The 17,548-nt window shown below is 52.1% G+C and carries 15 protein-coding genes; 7 read left to right on the forward strand and 8 right to left on the reverse strand.

Translation table 11 applies throughout. The annotated features are described in order from the left end of the window. Positions 1–308 precede the first annotated feature (308 nt). The 7 genes from AUK29_02900 to AUK29_02930 all read right to left on the reverse strand — a co-directional run bounded on the left by AUK29_02900 (position 309) and on the right by AUK29_02930 (position 6,018). Positions 309–1,007 carry a hypothetical protein gene (locus AUK29_02900; protein OIP65302.1) on the reverse strand — a complete coding sequence of 233 codons (699 nt, stop codon included), beginning with the start codon at positions 1,005–1,007 and terminating at the stop codon, positions 309–311. Then, positions 967–2,121: a DNA (cytosine-5-)-methyltransferase gene (locus AUK29_02905; GenBank protein ID OIP65303.1), complete on the reverse strand. Its 1,155-nt coding sequence runs from the start codon at positions 2,119–2,121 to the stop codon at positions 967–969. Before AUK29_02905 ends, AUK29_02900 begins: the two co-directional genes overlap by 41 nt. Next, positions 2,111–2,485, reverse strand: a complete 375-nt coding sequence (locus AUK29_02910; GenBank protein ID OIP65304.1) for a very short patch repair endonuclease — start codon at positions 2,483–2,485, stop codon at positions 2,111–2,113. Before AUK29_02910 ends, AUK29_02905 begins: the two co-directional genes overlap by 11 nt. Positions 2,486–2,757: 272 nt before the next feature. After that, the gene (locus AUK29_02915) at positions 2,758–3,168 is read right to left on the reverse strand and encodes a (Fe-S)-binding protein (protein OIP65305.1); all 411 of its coding nucleotides are present in this window, start codon (positions 3,166–3,168) and stop codon (positions 2,758–2,760) included. Between the two features lie 189 nt (positions 3,169–3,357). Then, entirely contained in the window at positions 3,358–4,284 is a 927-nt protein-coding gene (locus AUK29_02920) for a cysteine synthase A (GenBank protein OIP65314.1), read from the reverse strand. 40 nt (positions 4,285–4,324) lie between these two features. Further along, positions 4,325–5,545: a hypothetical protein gene (locus tag AUK29_02925; GenBank protein ID OIP65306.1), complete on the reverse strand. Its 1,221-nt coding sequence runs from the start codon at positions 5,543–5,545 to the stop codon at positions 4,325–4,327. Positions 5,546–5,556: 11 nt separating this feature from the next. Beyond that, complete coding sequence (locus AUK29_02930) at positions 5,557–6,018, reverse strand: hypothetical protein (GenBank protein OIP65307.1); 462 nt, start codon at positions 6,016–6,018, stop codon at positions 5,557–5,559. Between the two features lie 321 nt (positions 6,019–6,339). On the opposite strand from AUK29_02930, the gene AUK29_02935 reads away from it, so the two are divergent. Continuing rightward, positions 6,340–6,540: a 30S ribosomal protein S21 gene (locus AUK29_02935; protein ID OIP65308.1), complete on the forward strand. Its 201-nt coding sequence runs from the start codon at positions 6,340–6,342 to the stop codon at positions 6,538–6,540. Positions 6,541–6,555: 15 nt separating this feature from the next. After that, on the forward strand, positions 6,556–6,999 hold the full coding sequence (locus tag AUK29_02940) for a hypothetical protein (protein OIP65309.1): 444 nt from the start codon (positions 6,556–6,558) through the stop codon (positions 6,997–6,999). Positions 7,000–7,082: 83 nt separating this feature from the next. On the opposite strand, the gene AUK29_02945 is transcribed toward AUK29_02940, so the two are convergent. Further along, the gene (locus AUK29_02945) at positions 7,083–7,373 is read right to left on the reverse strand and encodes a hypothetical protein (GenBank protein OIP65310.1); all 291 of its coding nucleotides are present in this window, start codon (positions 7,371–7,373) and stop codon (positions 7,083–7,085) included. Between AUK29_02945 and AUK29_02950 the strand changes: the two genes are divergently transcribed. From AUK29_02950 to AUK29_02970, 5 genes are all read left to right on the forward strand, one after another. Next, on the forward strand, positions 7,359–9,479 hold the full coding sequence (locus AUK29_02950) for a hypothetical protein (GenBank protein ID OIP65311.1): 2,121 nt from the start codon (positions 7,359–7,361) through the stop codon (positions 9,477–9,479). The genes AUK29_02945 and AUK29_02950 overlap by 15 nt on opposite strands. After that, positions 9,476–11,287 (forward strand): DNA primase, encoded by a 1,812-nt coding sequence (locus AUK29_02955; protein OIP65312.1) that lies wholly within the window; start codon positions 9,476–9,478, stop codon positions 11,285–11,287. The genes AUK29_02950 and AUK29_02955 overlap by 4 nt, the downstream gene beginning before the upstream one ends. Then, positions 11,284–13,161 carry an RNA polymerase sigma factor RpoD gene (locus tag AUK29_02960; GenBank protein ID OIP65313.1) on the forward strand — a complete coding sequence of 626 codons (1,878 nt, stop codon included), beginning with the start codon at positions 11,284–11,286 and terminating at the stop codon, positions 13,159–13,161. Before AUK29_02955 ends, AUK29_02960 begins: the two co-directional genes overlap by 4 nt. A 324-nt stretch (positions 13,162–13,485) precedes the next feature. Next, entirely contained in the window at positions 13,486–15,324 is a 1,839-nt protein-coding gene (locus AUK29_02965) for a hypothetical protein (GenBank protein ID OIP65315.1), read from the forward strand. Between the two features lie 47 nt (positions 15,325–15,371). After that, positions 15,372–17,279 (forward strand): hypothetical protein, encoded by a 1,908-nt coding sequence (locus AUK29_02970; protein ID OIP65316.1) that lies wholly within the window; start codon positions 15,372–15,374, stop codon positions 17,277–17,279. The last annotated feature ends 269 nt before the right edge of the window (positions 17,280–17,548 follow it).

The raw sequence follows: 17,548 nt of genomic DNA on the forward strand, positions 1-17,548 counted from the left end.
CTCGTCCCATGTTGACTTCCACTTCTACAACAGTGTCGTCCTTCCCAACGCGTCACTTTCGGGGCTCAATCCCTTCAACCAATCGGCTTACGGCCTGCCAGCTTGCTATCTTACGCTTAAAGAAGGATGTTACCGCCCTCCCTCCAAAGACTCGCTACCCGGTGGCTGGCTTACCTTCCGGGGCGGGATTCTCACCCGCTGGATGATACGACCTTGCCCGGTCGCACTGTAGGTCTGACCCCAAAGCCCTCTGACCCCAAAGCCCTCCCAAAGCCCTCTGACCCCAAAGCCCTCCCCCGAATCATCTATTATTTCTTCTTGAAATCGGTGGTGATTCCGAGCTCTTTAACGCGAAGGCCGGCAAGACTTTCAAGTCTTCTTGCCTGCGTTAGAAGGGTTCGGCGAAGTCCGTCGGATACGTCACGTTCGCTGATGACACGAGCAAGGTTGGCAATCGTCGTGGCCCGTCGCGCAATACGCACATCAGGGTGTTTTCGTTGCGTGTATATCGCTTCGGGAATGATTCGTTGTTTGTAGGATTGGGGGAGCTTAATTTCACTTCGTGGCGCCATTTCTTTTTCGTTCAGCACCGCGCCAAGCTCGGATTCTCTCAAGACCTTTTGAAAAACTGTGTATTCTGCGCGATCCAAAAGCGTCTTTTGATCTTTTTTCAGAAGACCGTCCACAAGATCATCGAGCGGCCACACTTCAATGTATGCCACCTCGAACGGATCGAGCACGTTCATTGCGACGGCGTCGGTTCTCTGGTTCGTCAGGTGTCTGCTGACACGACCGCTTAGTTTTTCTTCGGTCTGTCCAACGTATATAGGCTCGCCGTCATAGTCGTAAAAGGCGTACACGCCGTGCTTGTAGCTGCCAATGCGCTTTCCGTTGCCGTCTTTCGAGGCGAAGAATTTTCTAATTTCAGCCCGAATCGCTGCCACATCTTCTGGAAGTCCGACTACCTCAAATTGCGGTTGCGGCGTACCGCTCTTGCTCGATTTCAATGGCGTGTAGCTCCTTCCATTCCGGTGTCAAATAATTCTCCGCAATCCATTTAATGACAGGAACGCAGACAGCGTCACCGAAGCCAAATAGTGCTTGGTTTAACGGAACTGTTATTTTGAAATCGTTCGCCCCCATTAGACGCGCGCATTCCCTGGGTGTGAGAAGGCGGACCGCATAGCGTCCTTTGCCCGCTACAAATAAAATCTGGCGGCCGCTTCCGCCTCTCGGCGTGCGAAGACAGCCCGCGACACCGTCCGTTCTTAACTCTGCCATTGATTTTCCATAACGCACACGTCGAAAGACCGTCCCACAGGAGAGGTCCTTTCCTGCAATCATCTTATCAGCGATAGAGCGATGTTTTTCACTCATCTGGTTGAGAAGATATTCAGCTCTTTCCTTACTCCACCAATAGACAGAGTTGGTGGGTAAACGCTCGACAATATCTCGTAAGGTTGTTTTAGCGGCCACGATGGGTGGAAGACTTCGTAAAGACCATCGAATATCGGGATTCCATAAGATAAAGTCCGCGAGAGCGTGGGGCCGACATTGGGATTGATAGAACGAAGGCGTTTCAGAGATACGGTCAGCCTTGCGTTTCCCGCGCTTTCCGATAAGAAAAAGGCGTTGTCTACTTTGCGGCACGAATAAAGCGGCGTCAATAATAAAGGCGTCAACCGCGTATCCCAATTCATTCAGCGCAAGGCAAGCGTCTCTGAAATCGTTTCCATCGTGGGAAGTCAGGAAGCCAGCGACATTCTCCAGCATGACGAGCGGCGGACGCCGGTTCCGCATTCCTTTAAGGGCATCCACGAAACCCCAAAATGCGCCGGAGTGTTGACCCGCCAGTCCACGTCGCGCGCCTGCCAACGAGAGGTCATTGCAGGGGAAAGACGCTGTTGCCAGCGCTACGCTTGGAATTTTGACAGGGGTCAATTCATGAACATCGCCAAGATGAAAATGAGCAACATCGTCGGTAAAATGGCCGCGATACATCCTCATCTTATCTTCGTCGATGTCATTCGCCCAGACAACATCCCAGCCGGCTTGCTCAAGACCTAATCGCATGAGTCCTATTCCAGCGAAAAACTCTGCAACTGTTTTTTCATTCTTCATATCCGCCCATCGCTTTCCGTAACCGTGTTACAGTTGATGGCTTTGCTACCATATCTTCCCATATTCTGACTACTTTCCAGCCTTCATCTTTGAGCGTGCGAGTTACAAGCTTGTCGCGCACTATATTGTGGTTTATCTTTTTCAGCCAATATTCACGGTTAGTTTGCGGCACCCGGCATTTTCGTGGATGCCCATGCCAGAAACACCCATCGACGAATACAGCAACTTTCCTGCGTGGAAACGCAAAATCGGGTTTGCCAAAAATAGGGTAGCGCCTGCGCCAGCCTACGATTTTAGATTTGCGAAGAACGGCGACCAATATCTGTTCCGTTGATCTGTTTCCGACGGATTTGACCTGCGCCATTATCCACGAGCGTTTCTTCGCGCTGAACGTATCCATGCAATCTTAAACCTTAAAAGCCATAAACATACTGATAAACTTTATCAGACTCTTTCGGCCATTTCAAGCAATTTGTGGAAGCTTTCTGCGCGGGATTAACAATGTTATTAAGCGACAAAACGAGTGTAACAGGAATAGGCTTCTTTGTAAAAGAAATTTGACATAACCTAATACATGATTCCCTGTTGTGATAGCCGCCGCAGGCGGTCCCGGCCCGGCAAGAATATTGAATAGGATTACAGGATCTCCACCTTCATGGCCTTGGGCGGGCAAGTCCCCACGCAGAGTTCACAGACGATGCACTTCTCAGGGTCGAAGCTCACAATCATGGTCTTTCTGTCGATGGAGATGGCTTCGCTTGGACAGACTGCCGTGCAGGCGCTGCACTGATAGCACCGGTCTTCAACCTTGTAAACCCGCTTCTTGAGGTCCAGTACCTCCACGCCCGAGTCTTTGAGAAACTTGATCCCTTTCTTGTAGTTCTTGCTATCCCCATCGATTTCAAGAACCATCTCCCCTTCCTCATCCGGGAGGATATTCGCCTTCAGGATGTTGAAGCTCAGGTCAAAATCCTTGACCAGCCTGTAAACAATCGGCTTGCTGATTAAATTATTGGAGAATCTTAACAGAACTTTCTTGTATGCCATAGCTGATGAACTCCTTTCCAAAAATAAATTTTGATGGACTCGTAAAAAGTCCACAAGTGGGACGGCACAGTAAAAAGATCCGGATGCAAGGCGCGCGAATTCTGAGGAATGAGGCGTATTAGAGATACGCTGCAATGACGAAGAATGAAGCGCAACGCCGCAGACGGACTTTTTACGAAGCCGTCAATTTTATTTTGTATACATATCCGTACTCAGGTAACGCTCCCCGGTATCCGGAAAGATCACCACGACGGTCTTTCCCGGCCCGAGTTCCCTGGCGACTTCAAGCGCGGCAAAAAATGCCGCACCCGAGGAAATCCCGCAAAGGATCCCTTCCTGCCTGGCCAGATCCCGTGCCGCGGCTGCCGCATCCTCACCGCTCACCCGAACAATCTGATCAACGATCTCCATGTTCAGGACATCCGGAACAAATCCGGCGCCGATCCCCTGGATCTTGTGCGGTCCGGCTTTACCTCCGGACAGGACCGGGGATTCCCTGGGCTCAACAGCCACGATCCTGATGCCCGGATTTTTGTTCTTCAGGACCTCGCCCACACCGGTGACCGTCCCACCGGTCCCCACTCCTGCAACAAAGGCATGGAAATCAAAACCGGCCTGCCTGATAATTTCCTGCGCCGTGGTCTTCCTATGCACCTCCGGATTGGCGGGGTTCTTGAACTGCTGGGGCATAAAATACCCCGGATTCTTTTCGACCATCTCTTCAGCCTTGCGTATGGCCCCTCTCATCCCTTCATCTCCCGGCGTCAGCACCACCTCGGCGCCGTAGGCCCGCAAGAGGGTTCTTCGCTCGAGGCTCATGGTCTCCGGCATGGTAAAGATGGCCCGATACCCCTTGACCGCAGCAACAAAAGCCAAGCCGATCCCCGTATTGCCGCTGGTCGGTTCGACGATAACCCCTCCGGGTCTAAGCTTTCCTTCCCGTTCCGCGGCCTCGATCATGCTCAGGCAGATCCTGTCCTTGACACTGCCGCCGGGATTGAAGGACTCGAGCTTGGCCCAGATGACGGCCTCTTCCTGCCCGGCCAGCCGTTGTATCCGGACCATGGGGGTATTCCCGATCAGGCCGGTAATCCATTCCACTCTATCCCTGTTCATGTTGCTTCCATTCATCAGAACGGTTAAAGCTCTCTTTTCCCTATTTGTCCCAGGGTCTCTCCTTGAGCATTTTGAACGAGGCGCCGGAATCCGCCGAAGGGATCAGGTTCTGGGGTTCACCGAGCAGGAACTTTCCTTTGAGGATCCAGTCCTTGAGCGTCTCTGCGATCTTCACCGCCTTGGGGTAGCTCGAAAGAGAAGATGTCTTGACTTCCTTCCCCTGGATCATGATCTGACCGGACTTGAGTTCTTTGTAATTGACTTCTCCATAGCTCTTGGCGATGCCCTGCGGGTAATCTGCGCCGTAGTCCACAATCTGGGTATAGATCTGTTCATCTGATACGCCGGTGGTCCGGGCCAGGTCCTCGTCCAGGATCGGTATGGGAATACCAAGTCCCAACGAGAGAGAGACCCCATAACCCTGTAAGCTGACCCCTTTGACATATTCCGTGCTCATGCCCCGAAGGTCCCCATAGGTGGCGATGGTCCCGGCAGGCGCGCGCACGACCCCATTCTCCCCCCGTTTAACCGAAGGGTTGTGCTGAGTCCCCGGCGAGACCACGTATCCGATCCCCCCGCCCATGAATATCCGCGTCCCAATGCCGATGGTGCGGTAAAAAGGATCGTTCAGCAGAGGGGACAACTGGCCTGCGCTGCAGTAGTTGGCGTTTCCAAGATTGGGCCTGAGTCCTCCCATATAGGTGTAGATCATTCGGCTTCCGAGGTTCACGGCGCAGTTGTAATTCTGGTAGGCATTCCTTGGATTGAAAAGGTAACATTCATTCAGATCCTTGATGTTGATCAGGGAATATAAATCCTTTCTGGGATAGCAGTCGGTCCCGTAGGCCAAGGCCTTGAGCTGGATGTCCTTCCCTGCGATCAGGTCCTCAATCACATGCCCTCCGCCATAGGGGAACTGTCCCGGGTAGACCCGGTTCTCCGGGTCGTCTTCCGCAAGTTCGGTGGCGCCGATGTAGAGGTCTACGGCTGCAAGGCCGCCATAGGCATTCACCCCGTTGAGCCAGGCGCTCTTGACTTTAATCTTGGGTTTGGAATGCCCGAAGTTCAAGAATGCCCCCGAAGAGCACATGGGACCGAATGTGCCGGTGGTGACCACATCCACCTTTCCGGCAGCGGCCACCGGGCCGTTCTTGTCCACGATGTCGATCATCTCCTCCGCGGTCACGACGACCGCCTCACCCTTTTTAATCCGGGCATTGATCTCGGCATATGTCTTTTTGACTTTGGTTTCTTTTTCCATCCTCTTTCTCCTCAAATGTTGTACATCAACGATTTTTCTTCCTTATTCAGTCCCATTTGATCTGCCCGCCGGCAGAGGTCGGAAATGGCGATGGAATCAAAATACCGGCTGATCATCGTGCCGGCCTCGTCCCAAACCATCCGGGTCACGCACTGGTCCATATATTTACAGGCCGAGCCGTCTTTTTCCATGGTCGTGCAGGGAACCGGCTCAACCGGGCCTTCAAGGACACGGATGATATGGCCGACCGTAATCTTATCCGGGGAACGGGTGAGCAAATACCCCCCCTTGGGCCCCCGGGTGCTCTCGATGATCCCCGCCTTTTTCAAGGAATAGAAGATCTGCTCCAGGAACCGCCTTGAGATCCCCTGTCTCCTGGAGATCTCCCGGATCTGTACCGTCCTCCCTGGGGAATAATAGGCCATATCAAAAAGCGCCCGGACTCCATATTGACTTCGGTTTGAAAGTTTCATAAATTCTCAACTACAATCTTTACCAAAAGAATGGGGTTCAGGATAAATAATATACTTTATTGATAAAGTCAAGTTTTTTTGCTTTTTCCTGAATAGGGGAACTTTTAAAAATCATTGGATGGAATAGGGCGCATGGAGAATGCATCTTGAAAATAGGCGTAAGAAAAGACAAAAAGGCAAAAAGGTTCCGGTTTTTTAAAGAAAATTCATTAAAAGCTCACATTTACATAAAAACAAGCTTGACAAAAATATGATATCTAATTATAGTTAATATTTAGTTTTTTTAAACTTATTTTATATATGGAGGGAGGGGAAAAATGAATGCTTGGCATCAAAATCAGAGAAGGCGAATCTTTTGAAGGGGCGTTGAGGCGGTTCAAGAAAATGTGCGAAAAATCAGGGCTCTTGTCTGAAATCCGCAAGCGCGAACATTATGAAAAGCCCTCCATAAGAAAAAAGAGAAAAACACTCGCGGCTCAGAAAAAGGCGCTGAAAATTCAAAAATATTCTGCAAGCAAATAGCAACAAAGGAGCAGGATGGGCCTTAAGGCGAAACTGGAAGCGGACATGAAGTCTGCAATGAAAACAGGCGACAAAGAGAGGCTTTCAGTCATCCGTATGATTCTCTCTGAAATCAAGAACCAGGAGATCAAAACGGGAGGGGCCTTACAGGAAAACGAGATCACCGCCCTTCTTTCAAGAACCGTTAAGAGGCACAAGGAGTCCATTTCTCAATTCCAGATCGGGAAAAGGGAGGATCTGGTTCAAAAAGAGACCAAAGAACTGGGTATGGTTCTTGAATATCTCCCCCCTCCATTATCCGTCGAGGAGCTAAGAGAGATCATCAAAAAGGTCATCGCTGAGACCGGCGCCGGCTCGATGAAAGAAATGGGCGCCGTCATGAAGAAAGTCATGGCCGAGGCCGCCGGAAGAGCCGATGGGAAACAGGTGCAGCAGTTGGTACAGAAAAGTTTATCGTGAAAGAGGGCCGCTAAGCCGGCCCTCTTTTTCGTAAACCCGTTTAACGCCGTTCCCAAGGAATGCGGCATTCCGGTGTAACGGGTTCAAAGCTGCGCCTCCTTCGACAAGGATTCGGAGAAGGGGCCGGGATCTCCCAAATGGATAGACAGATCCTTCGGATCCTGGAATTTGACCGGGTTCAGAATATTCTCAAAAGATACGCTCAATCCCCTTTTGGCCAATCCGAGATTGAAAGTCTTACGGTACAACATGATCCTGTTCAGGTACAGTATCTCCTTCATTGCGTTGCCGAAATGATATCCTTGGTTAAGAAACGCGGCAGACCGTCCATTCAGGGACTGTCCGATATCCGCCCCTTCTTGAAAGAGGCCCATGCCGAGGGGTATTTGCTTCAACCCGACGCCCTGATTTCCATACGCCGGGTGATCCGGACCGTTCAGGGGCTCAAAAGATTCATCAAAAAAGAGGCCGGCGTTTTCCCGCTCCTTGAGGCGGAGATCGGCCGGATTGATCCCCTGTTTGAACTTGGGGAGGCCATAGATCGGAGCGTTGACGAAAAAGGAGAAATCAAGGATTCCGCCAGTACGGTTTTGGCCGGCATCCGCCGAAGGATCCGGCAGCAGAAAGAGTCAGTTAAACTCAGACTGGATGCCATACTCTCCTCGGATGCCTTGAAGACCGTTGTCCAGGAGAGGCTGGTTACCCTGAGGAATAACCGATATGTTATTCCCCTCAAGTCTGATTTCTCATCGAAGATCCAGGGGATCATTCATGACCAGTCAGCAAGCGGGATGACCGTCTTTGTGGAGCCCTCGGAAACCGTGGAGATGAACAACCATCTTTCACGCCTTGTTTCCGAGGAGTTGAAAGAAGTCCACCGGATTCTTTTAGAAATCAGCGATCAGGTGCGCGCAGGATGGGAATCGCTTTGGAAAGACATCTCGGTCCTGGCGCACGTTGATCTCCATTTATGCAAAGCGCTTTTTGCCGAGGACTACCACGCGGTGATCCCCGTCATCTTGGCTGAGAAAAAGATTGATTTCAAGGGCGCCCGGCACCCCCTCCTTCAGGAAAGAAGGCAGGGGGCCGTCAATGAGATCGTGCCGGTTGACCTTCAGATTGGAGAGGGATACAGGACCCTGATGATTACAGGCCCCAATATGGGGGGCAAAACCGTGGCCCTGAAAACCTTGGGGATTCTGGTCCTCATGGCCCAGGCCGGTATCCCCATTCCGGCTGCGGAGGGAAGCTCCATGGGGGTCTTTCGGGACGTCTTCGCGGATATCGGGGATGAACAGAGTATTCAGGAAGAGATGAGCACCTTTTCCTCTCATATCAAGAACATGGTTCGAATCCTCGAAGCGTCCGGCGCTTTATCCCTGGTTTTGCTCGATGAACTGGGAACGGGGACGGACCCGAAAGAAGGGGCCGCTCTCGGCATCGCCATCCTTGAAGCGCTGTCTCTCAAGGAGGCCCTGACGGCGGCCACCACGCATTACGAGGAGATTAAGCAATACGCCTATATGACCCAGGGGATGATGAATGCCTCTGTGTCATATGACGCGGAACGAATGCGGCCGGCATATACGCTTGAGTACGGCCGTCTGGGAACCAGTCACGCCTTCGAGATTTCTGAAAAGATCGGGATGCCGAAGGAGATCCTGGACCGGGCCAGGGAGAAGATCCCAGCCATGGACCGGAACACGGCCCATCTGATCGAAGAGTTGGAGCAGAAGATTCGGGATAACGAGGCGGTCCGGCACGAATGGGATAGGAAGAAAGAAGAGATGGATAGGGAGATTTCCGCCGTTGAGAATCAGAAAATAGCGGCTCTCAAGGAAGCGCATCAGTTCCTGAATGAGGCCATGTCGCTGGCCGCCCGGACTAAAACAAGGTCGAAAAGGCTTCTCAAGATTGCAGAGCATGGAAACCGGATACGTTTCGAGGAGGAGATAAAAAAGATCGAGCAGGAACTGAAACCCTCGAATCCGATCCCTTTCCCCTCTCAGCCGGTGGAACTTGCAAGCATTCAACCCGGGCTTGAGGTCGAAATCATGGGCACCGGCAGAAAAGGGGTGGTCATGAACGGCCCGGATAAAAAAAAGCGGATCGAGGTCTTTTGCAACGGCCTTCGGGTCCAGGTTTCGGCTGATCAGGTGCAACTCGTATCCCAAGGCACTCAGGAAAGGCGTCCCATGGTGACCGTGGCGACGGACGCGGGGTCCCATAAGGAGGTTTCTCCCAGCATCAATCTCATCGGTCTGAGGGTGGAAGAGGCCGTGAAAAGAACCGAAAAATACCTGGATGACGCTCACCTTGGGAACCTCCGCATGGTGCAGATCATTCATGGGATCGGGACCGGCGCCCTTCGGGACGCCGTTGCAAAGACCTTGATGTCGCACCCGCTTGTGGCCGATTTTCGGAGCGGCCAGATGGAGGAAGGAGGGCCGGGGGTCACCCTGGTCGAACTGATTTCATGAAAGCAGTCAGAAACATGTTTTTCCCGGAAGAATTTATCAACCAGGTCAGGGAAGAGAGTGACATCGTGGACGTGATCTCCAATTATGTCTCCCTTAAAAGAGGGGGGAGCAATTATAAAGGTCTCTGTCCCTTTCACTCGGAGAAAACGCCCTCTTTTATGGTCAACCCCTCCAAGCAGATCTTTCATTGTTTCGGCTGCGGGGAGGGGGGGAACGTCTTTCATTTCCTGATGAAACATGAAAATATGGGGTTCCCGGATGCGGTACGCGCCCTGGCTGAACGCTGTGGAAGGCCGGTTCCTGAAATCGAGCGTACCCCCGAAGACCTGGCTCAGCAGAAAATAAAGGATCGGATTTTTGAGATCAACAAGGCGGCTGCATCATTCTTTTTTGAGACCGGAAGGAAAACCAGCCTGGCCTTGTCCTACCTGAAGAGTCGTGGAATCACCGAGGAGACCCTGTCGCTCTTTAAGATCGGATATGCGCCGGATTCCTGGGATGCCCTGACCCTGCATTTGAAGGGGCTCGGTTTCAATGAAAAGGATATAGAACTGGCCGGATTGGCTCTGAAAAAGAAAAGCGGAGACGGCTTGTATGACCGGTTCCGTAACCGGGTCATTTTCCCCATCGTAGACATCTACGCAAGGGTCCTTGGTTTCGGCGGGCGGGTCCTTGACGATTCCACCCCCAAGTACCTTAATTCTCCGGAGACGCCGGTCTTTGACAAAGGGTCCAGCCTGTATGGTTTGAACCTCTCTTACGAGGCGATCCGAAAGCAGGAATATGCCATCCTGGTTGAGGGATATATGGACGTCATCACGACCTACCAGAACGACATCCACAACATCGTCGCTACGCTTGGGACCTCCCTGACCCGGTGGCATGTCCGTAAGCTGCAACGGTATACCCGGAACCTGGCCTTGTTTTTCGACTCGGACGATGCCGGAGTCAAGGCCGCCAAACGATCTTTTGACATCTGCGTCCCCGAGGGAATGAAAATGAAGGTCGTCACCCTTGTCCAGGGTGAGGACCCGGACAGTTTTCTTGGGAAGTACGGCAAAAACGGATTTAAAGATCGGATGGCAGAGGCCAAACCCATTATGGATTTCATGATCGAACATACCCTGAAAGAGATGCCGCAGAAGACCCTAAACGAGAAGGTGTCGGTGGCCGAACGGCTGATCCCTCTTCTTTCCATGATTTCAAACCCCATTGAGCAGGAACTTTATACGAATCAGGTTGCCTCTTTGCTCAGGATCGATCCCGGAACCATAAGGGCTTCCATCCGTTCCGGGGCCGCAAAGCTGCGGGGCAAGGAGGACCCTTCAAAAAAGGAGGGGACAAAACCCGGGAAGGAGGCCCCGGTCTGGGAAGGAGCCCTGGTCAGTCTCATGATCCATCATCCGGATCTGCTCCAAGAGATCAAGGGGCGGATCGAACCGGGCTATTTCAGTGACCCGGGTTTACGGTCCGTTGTACAGCGGATCTTTGATTCCCCTGGAGAAAAGCCCGGTCCCGGTACCATCCAGTCTCTGATCCCGGCAGAGGATGCATCCCTTGCGGGAATGCTTTCGAGATTTTTGATAGAGGATCAGGAGCCAGTGGACCTTCAAGGTCTGATCGACAGGGTTCGTCAGGAACATCTCAAGAGGATGAAAAAAACGCTTCAGGAAGAGGTTGAAGACGCCGAAAAACAAGGAAGAAGCCGGGAGGCTGCGCAACTTGTTCGGGAAATATCGAACATCTCATTGGAGGTTTCGACCCTCCAGCAGAGACTCGGTACTGAACGGAGGAATGTAAAAGCATGACAAAAAAAATCAGACGAAGCCCGGAAATCAAATCTCTCATCACGATGGGCAAGGAAAAAGGGTTTCTGACCTACGATGATCTGAACGATGCCCTTCCGGAAGATATGGTGAATTCCGAACAGATTGACGAGCTGATCATGATGCTCAACAACATGAATATCGAGATCATGGAGACCTCCCAGGAAGGGGGGGACCTGCATAGCAAGCTCCGTCTGGATCATGAACTGGACCAGGAAGATGAAGAGATTAAGGGCTTCGAGGTGGATTTCAAGGAAGAAGGCGTGGACATAGAGATGGAAGCCGGGATGGAAGGCGCCGCAGATGTGGAAGAGAGGGATCTGCACCTCGACCTATCCCCTGGAGTCGTCGGCAAAACCGACGACCCTGTGCGCCTGTATCTCAAAGAGATGGGGACTATCCCGCTACTGAACCGGGAGGGGGAGGTCAGGATTGCCAAGAGAATCGAGACGGGCCAGAAAAAGATTACGGAAGTCCTGATGAACTCCCCCTTTGTGATCCGTATGGTTCTTTCCCTTGGAAAACGGCTCCGGAAGGGAAAGATCTATATCCGGGATGTGGCTTGCGGCAATGAAGAGGACTTCGAGGAATTCTCTTCTTCCGGCGCCTCGGACAATGAACTCAAGGAACAAACCCTTAAGCTGATCGACGAAGTCCAGGAGCATAACGAGAATCTCCTTTATCTCCAGGGGCGCATCCAGGATCCGCGGATCAAAAAGAAAGAGACGCTGGAAAAATACCGGAGCGGGATCGAGAAAACCAAGGAGAAGATCATCTCTTTGATGAAGCAGATCAATTTTCATCCGGATTATATCGAGCGGTTCACGCTCAGGCTCAAGACCATCGTGGAACGTATCGATACCCTTCAGAAGGAGATCAGAAACTGCGAGAAGGCCGCGCGGCTTTCTTCCGAAGATGTCCTGGCCTATGTCAACGCCAAGCGGATGACCCCGAGGCGCAGGAAAATCGAGCGTGCAGCGAGGGTCAAGCCGGAGAGGCTGAAACTGATCGGACTCAGGCTGAAAAGGGCGCTGAAACAGATACGCATGATTGAGAAGACATTCGAGCAGGATTCCGAATACTTCAAAAAAGCCCTGAAGAAACTCAAGGCCGGAGAAACCGAGGCCCTGAGCGCCAAGGCCGAGATGGTTGAAGCCAACCTGAGGCTGGTCGTGAGCATCGCCAAGAAGTACACCAACCGGGGTCTTCTCTTTTTAGACCTGATCCAGGAGGGTAATATCGGGCTCATGAAGGCTGTGGACAAATTTGAATACCGCCGGGGATACAAGTTCAGCACGTATGCCACCTGGTGGATCCGGCAGGCCATCACACGGGCCATTGCGGACCAGGCCAGAACCATCCGGATTCCGGTACACATGATTGAGACCATTAACAAACTGATCAGGACGACCAGGCTTCTGGTCCAGGAAATGGGAAGGGAACCCACGCCCGAAGAGATCTCCAAGGAAATGGATCTTCCCGTTGAGAAGGTCCGTAAGGTGCTGAAGATCGCGAAGGAACCCATATCTCTGGAGACCCCGGTAGGAGAAGAGGAAGACAGCCATCTCGGCGACTTCATCGAGGACAAGAAGATCATGTCCCCGTCGGAGGCCGTGGTCAAGATCAACCTCCAAGAGACGGTCGGGAAGGTCCTTCAGACGTTGACGCCCAGGGAAGAGAAGGTCCTCAGGAAACGATTCGGCATCGGAGAGGCCACGGACCATACCCTGGAGGAAGTTGGACAGGAATTTAAGGTCACGCGTGAGCGAATCAGGCAGATCGAGGCCAAGGCGCTTCGAAAGCTCAGGCATCCGACTCGAAGCAGGATCTTGAAGGCCTTCATTGAAGGTTCATAAATGGGTGACCCTCAAAGATCTCTCCTGCATAGTGAGAAATATTTCAGTATGAGAGTTCATTACAGGTTTTGGAACCTCCTCGTTTTTTTGGGGAGCCTGCTTTTCGCTTCGCAGGCCTTCGCCTACATCGGCCCCGGCGCGGGGTTTGCGTTCTTCAGCTCTTTTCTGGTATTTGCCCTTTCCTTTTTAACCGCCATTGTAGCCATTATAATGTTCCCAGTCCGCCTCTTGCTGCGGGGAGTTCTAAAAAAACAAGGTGGACATACCCAAAAGATTCAGACAAAAAAGAAGGTGATTATCGCCGGGTTGGACGGCCTCTCTCCCATGCTGCTGCAAAAATTTATGGACAAGGGCCTCCTTCCAAACTTCAAAAAACTCAAAGAAACGGGGACCTTCAGGACCCTCGGGACGACTACCCCGCCGATTTCTCCGGTCGCCTGGTCTTCGTTCAGCACCGGCTGCAATCCGGGAAGACACAATATCTTTGATTTTCTGACCCGTGACCCTAAGACCTATATGCCGGTGCTTGCCTTGGCGGAGGTGGAGAAGCCGGCCAAAACCTTATCCCTGGGTAAATACCGGATCCCTCTTTCAAAGCCGGGTATTTATTCCTATCGCAAGGGGAGTACCCTTTGGGGCGTTCTGGGAAAACACGGCATTCCAGGCATTGTCATCCGGGTTCCTGTGACCTTCCCTCCCGACACGTTCAGCGGAAGAATTCTTTCATCCATGGGGGTACCGGACCTGCGGGGCACACAGGGAACCTTCTCTTCATATACATCCCTGGACGGTGCAGAGGCAAAGAGTACTGGAGGAGAGCGGTTTTATGTCCGTGTACTGAACAATAAGGTGAAAGGACTCCTTCGTGGTCCTGATAATACTCTCTTAAAGCACCCCGAACCCTTAACCGTACCGTTCACCATTCATCTGAACCCGGCAGGGGGCAAGGCGGCGCTTTCCCTGCAGGGAAAGGAGACCCCCCTGAAGGTCGGGGAATACAGCGAGTGGGCGCCTGTGACCTTCAAGATGGGCCTGGGGATCAAGGTGCACGGCATTTGCCGGTTCCTTCTCAGAAGCGTGTCTCCGGATTTTCAGCTTTATGTTTCCCCGATCAATATCGACCCGGAGAGGCCGGCGCTTCCCATTTCCTATCCTTTGATCTATTCGCTTTACCTTTCGAAGGTCATCGGCAGATTTTCCACGCTTGGCCTGGCCGAGGATACCTGGGCATTGAACGAAGGCGCTCTGGATGATGCGGCTTTTCTCGATCAGTGTTACCTCAACCATGAAGATCGGGAGAAGATGCTTTTCCATGAACTCAAACGGTTCAAGAGAGGACTTCTCTGCTGTGTTTTTGACACCACGGACAGGATCCAGCACATGTTCTGGCGGAACATGGATCCGGCTCATCCCATGCACAGAAACGGGAGCGAGGCGGACTTCACGGTTTTTGAAGAACTTTATAGGCGGATGGATGATCTGGTCGGCCGTTTGATGGAGAAGATCGATCGGGATACGCTCTTCATGGTGATTTCCGATCACGGATTCGGCTCATTCCGGCGGGGGATCAATCTCAATTCATGGCTTTACCGGAATGGACTTCTTGCCCTTATCGAGGGCGCCGACGGGAAAAGCGGCCAGCTCTTTGAAAAGGTGGACTGGGGTCAAACCCGGGCCTATGCCATCGGCCTCAGCGGGATCTTTATCAATCAGAAGGGAAGAGAGGCAAAAGGAATTGTGGAACCTGGACAAGAGACGGAAAAGGTAAAAAATGAAATCATTCAGAAGCTCGCAACCCTCAAAGATGAAAAGACGGATCAGACCGCGATTTCTCACGTCATGAGAAGGGAAGACCTTTATTCCGGCCCCAGCATGGAGAATGCGCCGGATCTGATTGTGTCTTATACAGAAGGATACCGGGCCTCCTGGGATTCGGTCATGGGCGGGGTTTCTGCGGATCTGATTGAGGACAATCTCAAGGCATGGAGCGGGGACCACAGCATGCACCCGGATCACATCCCGGGCGTCTTCCTCTGTAATCGGAAAATGGTTTCCCACAAAATAAGACTCATGGATCTCACGCCTACGGTACTCAAGGTATTCGGGGTTCCCGTCCCCATTGAAATGGACGGCCGGCCTGCAGTTTTTGAAACGGAGAAGTGACTATGTTCAATAAGAAAATGATTATCGGTGTTTTTTTATTATTCATCATGGTTGTTTCCGGGTGCGGACAACGGAATGCAGAGCCGGGTAAAAAGGTTCTCATCCTGGGGTTCGACGGCATGGACTTAGAGAGAACCAAGGTCATGATGGATGCGGGAGAACTTCCCAACTTTGCAAAATTACGGGACATGGGCGGTTTTTCACCGTTAGCCACCACCATCCCGCCTCAGAGCCCGGTGGCCTGGGCCACGTTCAGTACAGGTTTGAACCCCGGTGAACATAATATCTTTGATTTTCTAAGACGGGATCCGGATACTTATTTCCCTGCCCTCTCCATGGCAGACGTCAAAGAACCGAAAAGAAAATTGGGCATCGGGCGTTGGAGCATTCCTCTCTCCTCACCGGAGATTAAGAACTTCCGTGAGGGGGTCCCGTTCTGGAAGGTCCTTTCCGATCATGGGATTCCGGTTTCGGTCCTCAGGGTCCCGGTCAATTTCCCTCCGGACGAATGCGGCCATCAGCTCTCGGGCATGGGGACGCCTGACATGCTCGGAACCATGGGAACCTTTTCGTTTTTCACCAACCGCCCTGTAGATAAGACAACCGAAACAGGCGGACGGATCCAGGAGGTGGAGATCAGGAACAACACCGTTGAGGCCGGCATTGAAGGACCCAATAACCCTTATAAAAAAGGGGAAGTGAAACTCACCGTGCCTTTTAAGGTCTATATGGATCCGGCTTCCGAAACCATAGAACTCAGGCTCCAGGATCAGAGTCTCTTTCTCAAGAGAGGTGACTGGAGCAGATGGGTGAAGGTCCGTTTTGAATTTATGCCTATGATGAATGCCACGGGGATCGTCCGTTTTTATCTGAAAGAGATCGAACCTTATTTCGAACTCTACATGTCACCCATCAACATTGACCCTAAGAATCCGGCGCTTCCGGTTTCCTACCCATCGGGGTATTCCAAAGAGCTTGCCAAGGAAGGCGGACCTTTTTATACACAGGGTATCGCGGAGGATACCTGGGCCCTGAACCAGAAACGCCTGGATGATGAATCCTTTTTAAAGCAGAGCGAGATCGTATTCGAAGAGACCCTGAGAAACTTTCACCATGAATGGCGGGATTTTCACTCCGGTCTTCTTATCAGTTACTTTTCTTCGACCGATCCTCTGCAGCATATGTTCTACCGGTATACGGATCCGGAATGTCCAGGCTATGATGCGGAGAAGGCAAAGCGTTACGGCTCGGTAATCCCCGATACCTACAAAAAGATGGACCGGGTCTTAGGCGAAGTGCTCTCCGCCATGGACAAGGATATGACGCTGATTGTGGTCTCAGACCATGGCTTTGCCCCCTTCAGAAGAGCCGTGCATGTCAACCGCTGGCTGGTGGAAAAAGGGTACATGGTTTTAAAGGGCCCCTCTCTTCAGGAGAGCGGGGAATTTTTCGATAACGTGGATTGGGAGAAAACCCGTGCCTATGCCATTGGTTTGAACGGGATTTACTTAAACATGGCCGGCAGGGAAAAGAACGGAATCGTGCAGCAAGAAGAAGCGGATGCATTGAAGGCGGAACTGATCCGTGGGCTTGAGGCCGTGGTTGATCCGGATAACGGCAAAAAGATGGTGAACAAGGTCTACAGGGGCGACCAGGCCTATTCCGGGCAATATGCAGGGAATGCGCCGGATCTGGTCGTGGGTTATACACGCGGGTATCGCGGCTCCTGGCAGACAGCGCTCGGAGCAGCCCCAAAGGTATTGGTGGAGGATAACCTGAAGGCCTGGAGCGGAGACCATTGTATCGATCCGGCGCTGGTCCCGGGTATTCTTCTCTCCAATAAGAAGATCATGAATAAAACGAATCCTTCTCTGATGGATATCGCCCCGACCGTACTGAATGAGTTCCATATGGCTCCTTTGCCTGCCATGACGGGGAAGGATGTATTGGAGTAGGCCGGAACTTAGTGGTCCTATTCGTAAATACGGTCGCATTCGAGGGTCGTAGGGCGGCCTCATCTGCGTTCCGCTCCTTGCGGCGTACCAGAGGGTACGCCTCAGTCGCGCGCCTTGATAAGACCGCCCTACGACCCTCTACCGGTAAACCGAGTACAAGTCGGTACGTTACCCTATTTACGAACAGGACCACTTAGGAAAGGTGTGATCATGTTTAAGAAAAAAATTCCCATCGACAAAGATCTCTTTGAACGTGCTTCTCTGTTTGC

The organism is Nitrospirae bacterium CG2_30_53_67, assembly GCA_001873285.1.
Lineage (GTDB): Bacteria > CG2-30-53-67 > CG2-30-53-67 > CG2-30-53-67 > CG2-30-53-67 > CG2-30-53-67.